Source organism: Maribacter sp. MMG018, from assembly GCF_018100785.1.
GTDB lineage: Bacteria > Bacteroidota > Bacteroidia > Flavobacteriales > Flavobacteriaceae > Maribacter.
Window position 1 is genome coordinate 788,909 of the sequence record NZ_JAGJEC010000001.1, and the last position, 15,797, is coordinate 804,705.

Annotated in this window: 13 protein-coding genes; 6 read left to right on the forward strand and 7 right to left on the reverse strand. The window is 39.7% G+C overall.

What is annotated here, in order from left to right; translation table 11 throughout:
* Nucleotides 1-48: 48 nt before the first annotated feature.
* The 6 genes from J8L85_RS03460 (at nt 49) to J8L85_RS03485 (ending at nt 6,853) form a co-directional block, all read left to right on the forward strand.
* Complete coding sequence (locus J8L85_RS03460) at nt 49-750, forward strand: CoA transferase subunit A (RefSeq protein ID WP_211014562.1); 702 nt, start codon at nt 49-51, stop codon at nt 748-750.
* 2 nt (nt 751-752) lie between these two features.
* Nucleotides 753-1,409, forward strand: coding sequence for a CoA transferase subunit B (locus tag J8L85_RS03465; RefSeq protein ID WP_211014564.1), 657 nt, complete (start codon nt 753-755; stop codon nt 1,407-1,409).
* Between the two features lie 575 nt (nt 1,410-1,984).
* Nucleotides 1,985-2,353 (forward strand): lipocalin family protein, encoded by a 369-nt coding sequence (locus J8L85_RS03470; RefSeq protein WP_211014566.1) that lies wholly within the window; start codon nt 1,985-1,987, stop codon nt 2,351-2,353.
* A 382-nt stretch (nt 2,354-2,735) separates the two neighbouring features.
* Entirely contained in the window at nt 2,736-5,105 is a 2,370-nt protein-coding gene (locus tag J8L85_RS03475; RefSeq protein ID WP_211014568.1) for a prolyl oligopeptidase family serine peptidase, read from the forward strand.
* Nucleotides 5,106-5,166: 61 nt separating this feature from the next.
* Nucleotides 5,167-5,691 (forward strand): GNAT family N-acetyltransferase, encoded by a 525-nt coding sequence (locus J8L85_RS03480; protein WP_247656545.1) that lies wholly within the window; start codon nt 5,167-5,169, stop codon nt 5,689-5,691.
* 10 nt (nt 5,692-5,701) lie between these two features.
* The gene (locus J8L85_RS03485; protein ID WP_211014570.1) at nt 5,702-6,853 is read left to right on the forward strand and encodes a serine hydrolase; all 1,152 of its coding nucleotides are present in this window, start codon (nt 5,702-5,704) and stop codon (nt 6,851-6,853) included.
* Here the strand turns inward: J8L85_RS03485 and J8L85_RS03490 are convergent.
* The 7 genes from J8L85_RS03490 to J8L85_RS03520 form a co-directional block, all read right to left on the reverse strand.
* Nucleotides 6,850-8,004, reverse strand: coding sequence for a methionine aminotransferase (locus tag J8L85_RS03490; protein ID WP_211014572.1), 1,155 nt, complete (start codon nt 8,002-8,004; stop codon nt 6,850-6,852). The genes J8L85_RS03485 and J8L85_RS03490 overlap by 4 nt on opposite strands.
* A gap of 68 nt (nt 8,005-8,072) precedes the next feature.
* Entirely contained in the window at nt 8,073-8,573 is a 501-nt protein-coding gene (locus tag J8L85_RS03495; RefSeq protein WP_211014574.1) for a very short patch repair endonuclease, read from the reverse strand.
* A 65-nt stretch (nt 8,574-8,638) separates the two neighbouring features.
* Complete coding sequence (locus tag J8L85_RS03500) at nt 8,639-9,385, reverse strand: succinate dehydrogenase/fumarate reductase iron-sulfur subunit (protein WP_211014576.1); 747 nt, start codon at nt 9,383-9,385, stop codon at nt 8,639-8,641.
* 65 nt (nt 9,386-9,450) lie between these two features.
* Complete coding sequence (locus J8L85_RS03505; RefSeq protein ID WP_211014578.1) at nt 9,451-11,466, reverse strand: fumarate reductase/succinate dehydrogenase flavoprotein subunit; 2,016 nt, start codon at nt 11,464-11,466, stop codon at nt 9,451-9,453.
* Nucleotides 11,467-11,478: 12 nt separating this feature from the next.
* Entirely contained in the window at nt 11,479-12,156 is a 678-nt protein-coding gene (locus J8L85_RS03510) for a succinate dehydrogenase cytochrome b subunit (protein WP_211014580.1), read from the reverse strand.
* A 309-nt stretch (nt 12,157-12,465) separates the two neighbouring features.
* Nucleotides 12,466-12,855, reverse strand: coding sequence for a DUF2721 domain-containing protein (locus J8L85_RS03515; protein ID WP_211014582.1), 390 nt, complete (start codon nt 12,853-12,855; stop codon nt 12,466-12,468).
* Between the two features lie 42 nt (nt 12,856-12,897).
* Entirely contained in the window at nt 12,898-15,744 is a 2,847-nt protein-coding gene (locus J8L85_RS03520; RefSeq protein WP_211014584.1) for a sialidase family protein, read from the reverse strand.
* Nucleotides 15,745-15,797: the final 53 nt, after the last annotated feature.

Here is a 15,797-nt window from a genome sequence, read left to right on the forward strand (position 1 = left end):
TATCAAATTAAAAGCATTATTTTAGTAATATGATATTTAAATGTGGTTATGATAAAGAAAACGGTATCAAGTGTTGAGGAAGCACTGAAAGGTGTGCAAGACGGCATGACTTTTATGTTAGGAGGGTTTGGCCTGTGCGGTATCCCCGAAAAGGCAATTGCCGAATTGGTAAGATTGGGAATATCGGATATTACCTGTATTTCCAACAATGCTGGGGTAGATGACTTTGGACTTGGTCTTTTACTTCAAAAGCGCCAAATAAAAAAAATGATTTCTTCTTACGTTGGGGAAAACGATGAATTTGAAAGGCAGATGTTGAGTGGTGAATTGGAAGTAGAATTGACTCCACAGGGTACATTGGCCGAAAAATGCAGGGCCGCCCAGAGCGGTTTTCCGGCTTTTTATACCCCGGCCGGTTACGGCACCGAGGTGGCCGAGGGTAAGGAGACAAGAGAATTTAATGGTAAAATGTATGTTTTGGAAGAAGCCTTTAAAGCAGATTTCGCTTTCGTTAAGGCATGGAAAGGAGATGAGGCCGGTAATTTAATATTTAAGGGTACGGCAAGAAATTTTAATCCGTGCATGTGCGGTGCCGCGAAAATAACGGTAGCAGAGGTGGAAGAATTGGTGCCTGCAGGGGCTTTGGATCCAAACCAAATACATGTTCCCGGAATATTCGTTCAACGAATTTTTCAAGGTAACGATTATGAAAAACGTATAGAACAGCGAACCGTAAGAAAAAGAAATTAAAAATGTTAGATAAGAACGGAATAGCAAAGCGCATTGCGCAGGAGGTTAAAGATGGCTATTATGTAAACCTTGGAATAGGGATACCCACCTTGGTGGCGAATTTTGTCAGAGATGATATTAGTGTAGAATTCCAAAGTGAAAACGGTGTTTTGGGAATGGGGCCTTTCCCTTTTGAAGGGGAGGAAGATGCTGATGTGATAAACGCGGGAAAGCAAACCATAACTACATTGCCAGGAGCATCTTTTTTTGATTCTGCCACCAGTTTTTCTATGATCAGGGGGCAACATGTAGATTTGACCATTCTGGGAGCTATGGAAGTAGCCGAAAATGGTGATATTGCCAATTGGAAGATTCCCGGTAAAATGGTAAAGGGTATGGGAGGCGCTATGGACTTGGTGGCGTCGGCAGAGCATATTATCGTAGCCATGATGCATACGAACAGGTCTGGGCAGTCTAAACTTCTAAAAAAATGTTCTCTTCCGCTTACAGGGGTACAATGCGTAAAAAAAATCGTTACTAATTTGGCGGTGTTAGAGATAGGACCAAAGGGATTTATTTTATTAGAAAGAGCACCTGGGGTCAGTGTTGAAGAGATCAAGGCTGCCACCGAAGGAAATTTAATAGTAGAAGGTGAGATTCCTGAAATGAAGCTAGGTTAAGGTCGCATTACTTTTGTGGTATAGAAAACACTTTTAATAATTCACAACATTTTATAATGTCTTCACAACATTAATTGATTTATTTGTTCGTTATTTTCTTATATTTATGACGAGTTACGAATAACCCAAAGCAATCGATTAAAATTTAGCCTAATGAATACCCAAAACCACATTGCACCAGAAGAAAAAGTACAGGTATACCACAATGATTTTTTTAGTGGTATCGTTTTGTTGACCAAAAAGCTGTTTATGCTTTAGTCTATCAACAAAAATTAAAAGAGTAAGAAAAAGAGCAACTTATTAAGTTGCTCTTTTTTTATACCCATACTTTAAGGACTTTTTTTATTGTTCTGTAAACATCCACTAAAATATTAACATATTGACTAATATGTTATTTTTGCCTTACTTTAATCGATAAATAATGTACTTTTATCGTACTATATAACAAGTTTGCCTGTCTACACATCGATAATAGTAAGTTTTACCACAAAATATAAATTTGTAGGAAAAATATTACATATATTTGAAGTGTAATTAATAGTGAATCCCAAATCACTACATAAACTTAACCCATCATGCGAACTTTATTTAATGGTGTATTGCTCTTTATTTTAATTAGTTCTTGTTCTAAAATTGAAACCAATGACGATCCGGTCATAGGTATATGGGAACATAATGTGAAAGCTGCGACCAATAGCAACAAGATGGTGGTGGACAAAGAAGAGTGGATTTTTAATGACGTATATCTTGGGCGCTTTCACGGATACAATAATGGAGAGATTACATATTTAACCGATTTTAAATGGACCGTGGACGGTGACATATACACTATATCCTATCCGGGAACCGATTTTCCAAATGATCAGGCAATACTTGTAGAAAATGAAGACGGGACACATCTAAAGCGTTTGTCCGGTGATACATTGGCAATCAAACGAAATTGAACATAAGACTTATATATACCTACTTATTATGCAAACTACACATTATCAAAGTCCGGCTGTTAGACAAGAATCTCGGTCAGAGGTAAGAATTCTATTAAAAGCTATGTTAATGCTTACCAAGAAGCTATTTATGTTCTAATAGAACTAAAAGCAAAAATCCCCCCTAAGGAGCAAAGAAATTTGTTCCTTTTTTTATGCTGAATTTTCTGTAAACGGCATATGAGAAATGTAAACGACCGCTTTACTGTTCTTTAGGGAAAAGCAAGTTCTGATCAATATCGATATAATTTAGGAAGTCATTTAAAATTCGCTTAAAATATTCCTATTTTTAACCTAGTATCCTAAATAATATTATCTCTAACTAAATTATTTAAACAGGTTCATGATCAAGCGTACTTTCTATTTTCTGGTTTTTTTATTTAATGTGTTGCCGCTGGTTGCCCAGCAATCGAATATTTCTTCATTGAAAATTGAAGAAATTATGAAGGGCGATGATTTTATCGGGCATAGGCCATCCAATGTTTTTTGGGCCTCAGATCAATCTACTATCTATTTTAATTGGAATCCTGAAAAGGCCTTTAGTGATTCACTTTATGGCTACCAACTTGCTAACAAGCAAATAAAAAAAATAGGTTTTATGGAAGCGGAGAAGCTTCCTTCTGCGAGAATGTTGGATCATCCGACCAAACAAAAAAGTGTATATGCCAAAAACGGGGACATATTTATTTTTGATAAGACGACACGTACGTCTTTACCCATTACCAAAACCAAAGAAAGGGAATCCAATCCCCATTTTACCGACAACGGTACAAAAGTGGCCTATATAAAAGAGAACAATTTGTATACCTGGGATCTTAATACAGGCGCTACAGAACAAATCACCGATTTTGTGGAAAGTGTAGAGAAAGAACCTAAAAAAAGTACCAAAGACGAATGGTTGTATCAAGATCAATTAAGCTTGTTTGGTGTGCTTCGTGAAAGAAAAGAAAAAAGAGATCAGGAAGAAAGCATACTCAAAAAATTAGAGGATGAAGCTCCCCTTCCTCTTGTTCATGGTAAAAAGCGTGTCGTAAATTTAAAAGTTGGGCCAGCCGGTCGTTTTGTTACCTATGTGCTAATGGAAACTAAAAAGAACAAACGTACCATTGTTCCGCACTTTGTGACAGAATCGGGCTATACCGAAGATCAGACTACTAGAACAAAGGTAGGGGACGAACTTCCGGTATATGAAATGTTCGTATACGATAGGGTAAAACGAAAAAACTATCAAGTTTCGTTCGAGAACCTTGAGGGGTTGAACGATATTCCTGAATTCACCAAAGATTATCCGGACAAGCCCTACGTAAACGATAATCCTGTCGGTAGAGTTAGTAGCCCCACATGGCATCCAAACGGTTCAAAGGCCATTTTAGATGTTCAGGCCAGTAACTATAAAAATAGATGGATCGTTTTGTTAGATGCCGAGACAGGTACTATTACCCAGTTAGACAGGCAACATGATGAAGCTTGGATAGGTGGCCCGGGAATCACCGGATGGTTTAGTGGGGGAAAATTAGGGTGGATGCCCGACGGAAAACATATCTGGTATATGTCCGAAAAAACAGGATATTCCCATATCTATATGATGGATATGAACGGGGGAGGCAAGAAGGCTCTAACCCAAGGCGAATTTGAAATATACGACCCCTTTATTTCCAAGGATAAAAAACGATGGTATTTTACGGCGAATAAAAACCATCCTGGAGACAGACAATTCTATACCATGAACCTTAAGGGAGGTAAGTTTAGGCAACTAACAAGTATGGAAGGTAAAAATGAAGTTACCCTATCTCCCGATGAAAAGTATATGGCAATACTATATTCGTATTCCAACAAGCCGACAGAATTATATTTGCAGAACAACCCTTTAAAGAGTAATAAGGTTCAACCTATACGTATTACGGAGTCAAACACCCAAGAGTTTGATAGTTATCAGTGGAAAGATCCCGAGATAATTACTTTTCCGGCTTCTGATGGTGCTCAGGTGCATGCCCGTCTTTATACGCCAGAAGCGAGCGTTAAAAACAACGCGGCCGTAATCTTTGTACATGGCGCAGGTTATCTACAAAATGCCCATAAATGGTGGAGTTCTTATCATAGGGAATATATGTTCCATAACCTTTTGGTAGACAATGGCTATACTGTTTTGGATATAGATTACCGAGGTAGTGCCGGATATGGCCGTGATTGGCGAACAGGAATATATCGCCATATGGGCGGTAAAGACCTTTCGGATCAAGTGGATGGAGCCAAGTACCTTATGCAAAAATATGGGGTAGATGCCGATAAAATTGGAATTTATGGTGGGTCATATGGTGGGTTTATTACCCTTATGGGAATGTTCAACGCCCCTGATATTTTTAGCGCGGGCGCAGCCATCCGTTCGGTTGGTGATTGGGCGGCATATAACCATACCTACACGGCCCATATATTAAATACACCTGTACAGGATAGTTTAGCCTATAAAAGAAGCTCACCTATATATTTTGCAGAAGGCCTAAAGGGCAAACTATTAATTCTACACGGTATGGTAGATGATAATGTGCACTTTCAAGATATGGTACGACTTTCTCAAAGATTGATAGAACTTGGTAAGGAAGATTGGGAAATGGCGGTTTATCCAGTAGAAAGACATGGTTTTGTAGAACCAAGTAGTTGGACGGATGAATACAAGCGTATATTTAAATTGTTTCAAGAGACGCTGGTGAAATAAGGCTTTTTATGCCATTATTCGTTAAAGGCCTAATTCTTAAACCAACATTTATGCGGTAGTTATGAAAATTGAGTTCCAAAAATGTGGAGAGGAACATTTAGATACTTTAGTAGAGATTTCTAAAGCTACTTTTATAGCTGCATTTAAGGACCAAAATAATCCTGATGATTTTGACAGGTATATATCACAGGCTTTTTCGAGGCAACGATTATATACAGAATTAATGAACCCAGAATCGGTGTTTTATTTTGTTTTTGGAAAAGGGGAATTAGTGGGGTATTTTAAATTGAACACCAATGATGCCCAAACAGATATTAAGCTTCCTGAAAGTATGGAATTAGAACGTATTTATGTGTTGCATAACTTTCAGGGCAACGGATTGGGAGAAATGATTGTTGAGAAGGCCAAGAAGATGGCCAAGGACCTAAAAAAATCGTTTTTATGGCTGGGGTCTGGGAAAAGAACCAAAGGGCCATTCAGTTTTATGAAAGGCAAGATTTCCATCAGTTCGGAACACATCCTTATTACATTGGGGATGATAAACAGACCGATTGGTTCATGCGTGCAGACCTTTAAAAATAAATAAAAGAACATATATGCTACATAGAATCATTACCGCCCTTTTACTAGTGTCTTGTTTTACAATTTGTGGACAGGATTACTACTTCCCCGAACGCAATGCGGATTGGGAACAAAGAAGTCCCGAAAATTTTAAAGTGAACGGAGAAAAGTTGAAAGAGGCAGTGGATTTTGCCATGAACAACGAATATTCGGGTTCACGAGATTTGCGTATTGCTATTTTAAAAGGATTTGAAAAAGAACCCTTTCACCAAATATTAGGGCCTACCAAGAAAAGGGGCGGCCCGGCAGGTATGATTCTAAAAAATGGGTATGTTGTTACCCGTTGGGGCGATACCAAAAGGGTGGATATGACTTTTAGCGTCACTAAAAGTTTCTTGAGTACAACGGCAGGTTTGGCCTTTGATGAACAATTGATCGCAAGTACGGACGATAAGGTGGCCAATTATGTATGGGATGGTACTTTTGAAGGCCCTCATAACTCTGAAATCACCTGGAAACATTTGCTACAACAAAATTCTGCATGGTCGGGTGAGCTTTGGGGCGGTAAGGATTGGGCCGATAGGCCACCAAGTACAGGTAGTATAGACGATTGGAAATTTGCTGCACCCAATAAACCGGGTTCCGTAATGGAATATAACGATGTTAGGGTAAATGTTTTGGCCTACGCGTTAACGCAGGTTTGGCGTAAACCTTTACCTCAGGTTCTAAAAGAAAATTTGATGGATAAGATCGGGGCTAGTACAACATGGAGATGGTATGGTTATGATCATGCGTGGACGGTTATAGACGGTGTAAAGATGAATTCGGTTACCGGTGGGGGGCATTCTGGTGCGGGTATGTTCATAAGTACGGAGGATATGGCGCGCTTTGGTCTCTTGTTTTTGAATAATGGAAAATGGGAGAATCAGAGGCTGCTAAGTGAAGAATGGATACAAATGGCCATTGAACCATCGGAGCCTAATGTTAATTATGGTTATATGTGGTGGTTGAACAAAAAGGGGGATAGGCATTGGAAAGGATTGTCGGAAGATATTTATTATGCCGCCGGTTTTGGCGGTAACTTTATAGTTGTAGACAGAAAAAATGATTTGGTCGTGGTTACAAGGTGGTTAGAACCTAATAAGATCGGTGAGTTTATGACTCGGGTAACGGCTGCGCTACCTTAAAATCTAGAAAGTATTTCTAACGCTTTTGAAAGGGTTTCTTTCTTTTTTGCAAAACAGAAACGGAGCATTTTATCATCCCTATGCTTCATATTAAAAGAAGAAATGGGTATGCATGCCACGCCATGTTCTGTAATTAGTCTTTTGGCAAAACCTTCGTCCCCTTCGTCTGAAATATTGGAGTAGTCCAATAATTGAAAATAAGTTCCTTCCGTAGGTGTAAATTTAAAGTTGGTGCCAGATAGGCCTTTCAGGAAATAATTGCGTTTTTGCTCATAAAAACTGTTTAACTTCAGATAGTTTTCTTCACTGTTAAGATATGTAGAAAGGGCCCTTTGTTTAGGGTGGTCTACACAGAAGACTGCAAATTGATGGGTTTTTCTAAATTCTTGCATCAATTTGGCCGGTGCGGCACAGTACCCAATTTTCCATCCGGTTACATGGAATGTTTTGCCAAAAGAGGCACATACGATGCTGCGTTGTACCAAATCATGAAATCTGCAGGCACTTTCATGTTGTTGGCCATCAAATACGATATGTTCGTAAACCTCGTCGCTCAATAAAATAATGTTGGTGGGTTTTAGAATTTCCTGTAGGGTCAACATGTCTTTTTTGGTGAAGATGCGTCCGCTTGGGTTATGAGGTGTATTTATGATTACCATTTTCGTCCTTGGGGTTATTTTTTGCTTAAAAACGTCCCAATCTATGATGTATCCGTTTTTATTGAGTTGTAATGGAACCGGAATGCCACCGTTAACCTCTATTGCCGGCTCATAACAGTCATACGCGGGCTTTATTACGATTACTTCGTCTCCAGGTCGTATAAAGGCGGTAATCGCCGTAAAAATAGCTTGAGTGGCACCAACGGTAACGGTTATTTCTTTTTCTACATCGTATAAGTGATTATGTTGGTTGTATATCTTTTTAGAAATGGCTGCTCTTAACCCGTAGTAACCATGCATTGGCGCATATTGGTTATGTCCTTCGCGCATGGCTTTCGAAACCAATGAAATTAATTGTGGGTCGGCTTCAAAATTTGGGAAGCCTTGTGAAAGATCTATTGCCCCATGTGTTCTGGCTAAATTACCGACGGTGGTAAAAATCGTCGTTTGTACATTCGGCAGTTTCGAGATATAAGGAACCATGGCGCTCATTGGTATAAATATAGAAAATTATGCTGGTCTACCGTCTGGGGATTCCTAGTTTGGTTTTTTGGGGGTTGTCAAAGTTTCTTAGGCTGCTGCCGTAGTTGTGTTTCGACACATTTTAAATGATCGGTAACTTTTGTGAGGCATCTTTCAAGGTCTTTTTTGATCTCGCTTTCCCAAAACCTGAAAATGGTATAACCCATTTCTTTTAATTTGGCGTTCACTTCTTGATCACGTTGAATATTACGCTCTATCTTGGCAACCCAAAATTCACGGTTGGTTTTAATTTTTGGTTTTCTTTCTTCCCAATTGTAACCATGCCAGTATTCGCCATCAATGAAGATAACTGTTTTGTATTTGTTTAAGGCTATATCGGGCTTCCCTATTAATTTTTTATAGTCTATACGATATCTATACCCTACGGCGAACAAAGCTTTTCTAAAAGCCATTTCTGGCTTTGTATTCTTGCCGCGGATCTTGCTCATTATTTTAGAACGTTGCGGAGTGGTGTAAAAGCCAGACTCCTCGTTGAAACGTGGTACTACGATACGTTCTTTGGTATAATCTTTAGACATCTCCCTAAATTAAAAAATCCCAGACCTTTCGGAATGGGATTTTGAAAATTTTATGATACAAGGATCTAATCTTTAATATTTGCCGATAAATATTCACGGTTCATACGGGCAATGTTCTCAAGAGAAATTCCTTTAGGACATTCTATTTCACACGCACCGGTATTCGTACAATTACCAAAACCTTCAAGGTCCATTTGGGCAACCATATTCTTAACACGGTCTACGGCTTCTATGCGGCCTTGTGGAAGTAGGGCATATTGTGAAACCTTGGCACCAACGAATAACATGGCAGAGGCATTTTTACAACTTGCAACACAAGCTCCACAACCGATGCACGTTGCGGCATCCATGGCCTCATCGGCAGCATACTTTGAAATAGGAATGGCGTTGGCATCCTGTGTATTACCAGAGGTATTTACAGAAATATAACCACCGGCATGTTGTATACGGTCAAATGAGCTTCTGTCTACCACTAAATCCTTGATTACAGGAAAAGCCTTGGCTCTAAATGGCTCTATGGTTATGGTATCGCCATCTTTGAACATACGCATATGTAGTTGACAGGTGGTGACACCCCTATCGGGTCCATGGGCCTCTCCGTTGATGTACATGGAACACATACCACATATTCCTTCACGGCAATCATGGTCAAAAGCAACCGGTTCTTCTCCTTGGTTGACCAGTTGTTCGTTTAAAACATCCATCATTTCCAAAAAGGACATGTGTTCGGATATATCCGTTACTTTATAATCGACCATAGAACCTTTATCTTTTGGTCCTTTTTGCCTCCAAATTTTTAACGTCAGATTCATATTTTTTCGTTTTGGTTGCTAGTTGTCCGAGTAGATTGCCCCAATCATTTTGAACGAACCATCAACTACTTGTAACTTCTTTGTTTTAATTCTATTTCATTGAACTCCAATTGTTCTTTGTGTAAAACAGCTTCAGAGGGTTCTCCTTTATACTCCCATGCCGCTACATAAGCAAATTCCGCATCGTTCCTTTTTGCTTCTCCTTTTTGCTCGCCTTCAAGTTCTACTGATTCTTCCCTAAAGTGACCACCGCAAGATTCTTCTCTTAAAAGAGCATCTTTTGCGAACAATTCTCCAAGTTCTAGGAAGTCGGCTACACGACCTGCTTTCTCCAACTCGCTGTTAAGTTCATTGGCAGTACCCGGAACACTTACGTTTTTGTAAAAATCTTCACGTAGTTCCTTAATTTCAGAAGCGGCTTCTTTTAAACCTTGTGCATTTCTAGACATACCACATTTGTCCCACATAATCTTACCTAGTTTTTTGTGGTAGTAGTCAACAGAGTGTTTTCCGTTGTTAGAAATGAAGAAATCGATTTTATCTTGTACCGATTTTTCTGCTTCGTCAAATTCAGGCGTATCGGTCGGAATCTTTCCGGTCCTAATTTCGTTGGATAAATAATCGCCAATGGTATAAGGCAATACAAAATACCCATCCGCCAAACCTTGCATTAGGGCCGAAGCTCCCAATCTGTTGGCTCCATGGTCAGAGAAGTTCGCCTCACCGATGGCATAACAACCTGGAATGGTCGTCATTAAGTTGTAATCTACCCAAATACCTCCCATGGTATAGTGTACCGCAGGGTAGATCATCATAGGTGTTTCATACGGATTCTCATCAACGATTTTCTCGTACATCTGAAATAGGTTACCGTACTTGGCCTCTATGATCGCTTTTCCTAATTCATAGATTTTTGCTGCCGATGGATTTTGAATATTATGGATTTTCGCCTGCTCTTTACCATAACGTTCTATGGCAGAGGCAAAATCCAAGTATACCGCTTCACCTGTAGCGTTTACACCATAACCGGCATCACATCTTTCTTTTGCAGCCCTTGAGGCAACATCTCGTGGAACCAAGTTACCGAACGCAGGGTAACGACGTTCCAAGTAATAATCTCTTTCGTCTTCGCTTAAATCGGTAGGTTTTTTACGGCCTTCGCGAATGGCTTTTACGTCTTCAATATTTTTAGGAACCCAAATACGTCCATCGTTACGTAAAGATTCTGACATCAGTGTTAATTTAGACTGATAATCTCCTGAACGAGGAATACATGTTGGGTGTATTTGTGTATAACAAGGGTTGGCAAAAAATGCTCCCTTTTTGTGAATTTTCCATGCGGCAGTTGCATTTGATCCCATGGCGTTGGTAGATAGGAAATAAAGATTTCCGTAACCACCGGAAGCAATTACAACGGCATGTGCAGAATGTCTTTCCAGTTCTCCCGTTACCAAGTTTCTGGCAATGATCCCGCGAGCTTTGCCATCTACTTTAACCACGTCTAGCATTTCATGGCGGTTGTAAGGAACAATCTTACCCCTCGCAATTTGTCGGTTCATTGCAGAATAGGCACCCAATAACAATTGTTGGCCTGTCTGTCCTTTTGCATAAAAGGTTCTGGATACAAGTACGCCCCCAAAAGAACGGTTGTCCAATAGGCCACCATAATCACGGGCAAAAGGCACCCCTTGGGCAACACATTGGTCGATTATATTGGCAGAAACTTCCGCCAATCTATATACGTTTGCTTCTCTAGAACGATAATCACCACCTTTTACCGTGTCGTAAAATAGACGATATACAGAGTCACCATCACCTTGATAATTTTTAGCGGCATTGATACCACCCTGGGCAGCAATGGAGTGGGCCCTACGTGGAGAATCTTGATAGCAAAAGGTTTTTACGTTATAACCCAATTCCGCTAATGTAGCGGCCGCAGATCCACCTGCCAAACCTGTTCCAACAACAATAACATCGATGTTACGTTTGTTGGCCGGGTTTACTAAATTAATATGATCCTTATAATCGGTCCACTTTGTTTTCAACGGACCCTTAGGTACTTTTGAGTCTAATACAGACATAAGTAAATGGTATTAATGATTAAAATGATGATAAAGGGCAATGATTATAAATCCTAACGGTATTATAACCGCATATGCCTTACCAAAAGTTTGTAGCTTTTTCTTTCTCATAGACGTTGCCCCTACTGATTGAAATGCAGAACTAAAGCCATGCATTAGGTGCAATGACAAAAATATAAAGGCAACTACGTAGGCACCGACACGTAACGGACTTACAAACTTATGCGTAAGCTCTTCGTAGTACCGGAAACCTTCTCCATCGGCCAATAGACCGGTCATGTCTCCTTGAATATATTTAGTATTGATTTCCGGAATCCAAAAATCAATGAAATGTAATACCAAGAAGGCCAATATGGCAAGACCACTGTAAATCATGTTTCTGCTCATCCAAGAGGAATTGGCAGCACCATTGTTTTTGGCATATTTGCTTACTCTTGCTCCTTTGTTTCTTGCTTCAAGAATAAAGCCCATAACAAAATGGTAGATTACACCAAATATCAGAACTGGTTGTAAAAGGTATTGTACCGCCCAAAAAGTACCCATGAAATGTGAGGTTTCGTTGAATGCCTCCGGACTGAATACAGATAACATGTTAATGGCAAAATGCTGAAGAAGAAAAATCATTAGAAAAAAGGCAGAGAGGGCCATTGCATATTTTCTGCCAATTGAAGATTTAAAAAATCCGCTCATTAGTTGTTAATTTTATATGCGAATTTAAAGCACGGGCTAGTTATTAACAAGTTTTTAGGGGTTTAGTACTCTTATTTAGACCCATTTTAAGGATGTAAAGAAGGTTGTTCGTACCCCATCCTTAAATTTTGGATGCCACCGTACATTTTGGGTTTAAGAATCTGATTTGTCTAATAGGTCAAAACCCTAAAATATATACAGGAAAAGAACATGTGGGTATTTGGTTTCTGTTAAACCTACATTGTTTTTTGATCTTCTTTGAAGAGACAGAAAAATATGTTTGCTACTAATAAAACTGCCTGTATTGAGTCAGTTTTCCATATTCTTCAGTTGAATTTCAAGAGCTTTGGTTGATAATTGTACTTCTATAAACGATAGTATCAAAGAGATCATTAAAGCGAAAAGGCTGACCCCAAAAACCATATTGGCCCAGAAACGAAGTTCTATATAGATGAGGGACATGGTAATAACGGCCAATAAAAAACTGAAAATGGCTGTGGCCTGCATGTTTTTTATGATCGTAAGGCGCTTGCGCAATTTTTTTACTTGAAGACCTACCGATTTGGACCCTGTTTCCTCATATTTTTGGTTTAATTGGCGAATTAAGGCCGCGATTGCCAAATAACGTGCGTTGTAGGCCAACATGGTCAATGAAATGGCAGGGAAAAGCAATGCAGGTATTCCTAAAGTAAGTTCCATAACTATCTATTTGTCAAGTAAAATAAAAACGCATCTTAGAACTTACTCTATTTTGAACGTTTTGGTTTCAGTTTTTCCATTGCCCGATATTTCAACGGTATACGTGCCTTTTGGTAAATAGGTCTTCCCGTCTTTTGACGCAACCAATGGGGTTTTATGCTTTGTTTGGTAATTGTTTTTACCGGTTTTCGAAAAGGCTACATCGAATGATAGAATATTGAAACCTTTGTCACCGTCAAGGGTCGTTTTGCTTACCTCGATACCGTCTTCACTCTTAATGGTTGCTGTAAACGGGGTGGATTTTGAAGAGTAAAAGACAATGTCAAGACCTGGTGTTCTGGGTTTTGACCATGAGCTTCTTGCATTTCCCCATCTTTTGGAATGTTTTATGTTTTCTAGATCGAACACACGTAATTTATCGTTCAGATTTTCAGGGGTCATTTTTTGTAGGGCGGAGATGTCCGCTTTGTAAATACTGCGCCCGTGCGTGCCGACCAATAAGTGCTTCGCCTTGGGCTGAATTACTAGGTCGTGAACGGCTACGTTGGGCATTCCATTTTGAAATACTTCCCAAGAAGCTCCCCGGTCAAAAGAGACATAAAGGCCGTTATCGGTACCTACAAAAAGAAGATTTTCGTTTTCAGGGGCTTCCAATAGAACGTTTACCGGAGATGCAGGTATGTTATTGGCGATGGATTTCCACGATTCTCCATAATCTTCGCTTACATAGATGTAAGAGCTAAAATCGTCCCATCGGTAACCGTTCAAGGTAACATATACTCTTTCTTTTTTATGCTTAGAGGCGGCAACACGAGTTACCCATAGATCTTTGGGGAAAGTATTTGAAATGATACGCCAGCTATCTCCTCCGTTTTTACTTATTTGTACTAAACCATCATCGCTTCCTGTGTATAACAATCCAAATTTTAATGGTGATTCAGAAATAGTGGTTAAGGTGCCAAAGGCCACATTGCCTTTTTTTCCGCCTTGGGTCAAATCTGGGGAAATGGTTTCCCAGGTATCACCTTGGTTTAATGAACGGTGCAATTTATTGCCTCCCAAGTAAAGAATGTCTTGATTGTGCGGTGAAAGCAATATAGGTGTTTGCCAGTTAAAACGGTAAGGGGTTTCCCCTAGTTCGTGTTTGGGTTGTATGTATTTTCTTGTTTTGTTGGCGAGGTCTATCCTAAAATAATTACCAAACTGGAATCCGGTGTATACAATATTGGAGTTTCTCGAATCTATCTGTACCTGCATACCATCACCACCTAAAATCGATTTCCAAGGGTAATCACCTGTTTGATGCCATTTGCTATTTTCTTCGGCGTTATGTGGGCCTTTCCAAACACCGTTGTCCTGCAGTCCGCCATACACATTGTATGGTTCCTCGTTGTCTACGTTGATGGCGTAAAATTGCCCTACGGTGGGGTAGTTGTTCTTGGTCCAGCTTTGGCCATCGTCATACGATATATTAAGGCCTCCGTCATTTCCATTGATGAGGTGACCGGGCTTCTTGGGGTTTACCCAGAGGGCATGGTGGTCATCATGTACATTTTCTCCATGTATAGAGGTATAGGTTTTTCCGCCATCGTCAGATTTTATAATAGGTACACCTCCGAGGTAAATCTTGTTTTTATTACTGGGATCTACATTGATCTGTGCAAAATAATAACCATAACTGTAGAAAAGCCCGTCTATATAATCCTCGTTCTGTTTGCTCCATGTTTTGCCTCCATTATCACTTCTGTAAACCTCCGCACCTATAACGGGCGAGTCGAACAGCTGCGAGTTGGCATTTTCTAAATACGCCGCTAGGTCCATTGGTTTTATGGCCCCATTGCTAACCATATGCTTTACATTTTTAGCTCGGTATTTTTCTTGAAAATTATTTGTCTTTAAAAAAGTATTTAGCTCTTGGTCAGAGAGTTTAAGAAAATCTTTTGATGACATGGTCTTAAAATCTTCTTTTGTAAGGCCTTTACTCTTTCTGTTCGCACCTCTTGTCCGAGGTCTTCTGAACTGGTTGTCATGAACGGCGTACACTATATTTTCATCAAAAACGGCCAAGCCTATTCTTCCGACACCGCTTCCTGTCGGGAATCCACTTTCTGGGGTGGATATTCTTACCCAAGTATCCCCACCATCGGTACTTTTGTATATACCCGAAAGGTTTCCATTACCTTTAAAATCCCAAGCTTTTCTGTCTTTTTGCCAAGCAGCGGCATACATGATGTTATAGTTTTCAGGAGCATGTGCCACATCTATTATACCAGTGTCCTCACCTATAAAAAGGGTGTTTTTCCATGTTTTGCCACCGTCCGTTGTTTTGTATATACCCCTTTCTTTATTGGTGGAATATAAATGGCCTGTTACCCCAACCACTACTTCATTCGGATTGTTCGGGTTAATAACAATGCGACCTATATGATGCGAATCTGTTAGGCCTACATTTTTCCAACTTTTTCCGTTGTCCGTAGATTTTAAAATACCAATACCGGCATAAGTGGAACGAGAGGCATTGTTTTCTCCCGTACCAACATAAATGGTTCCAGATTTCCAATGTACGGCAATGTCGCCAATATTTTGTGTTTGGGAATTATCCATTACGGGTTCAAAGGTGGTGCCGTTATTGTTGGTGTACCACAATCCTCCCGTAGCATAAGCTACATAGAATTCGGTAGGGTTTTCGTCATTTACCGCCAGGTCTACAACCCGACCGCTCATAATAGAGGGGCCAATATTTTTTAGGGTTATATTTTTTACTATAGACTGCTCTTCTAATTGGTTTTTTGAGGCAAGTGCTTTGATGACTTCTTTTGCGTTGCTAGGTTGTACCTGTGCAGAAAGCACGCTTATGCCGAATAAAACAAAAAGGTAAAAGGATTTCATACGAAGTTATATTCAAATAATACCTCCGAAAGTTAGGGATTACTTTTACTGAT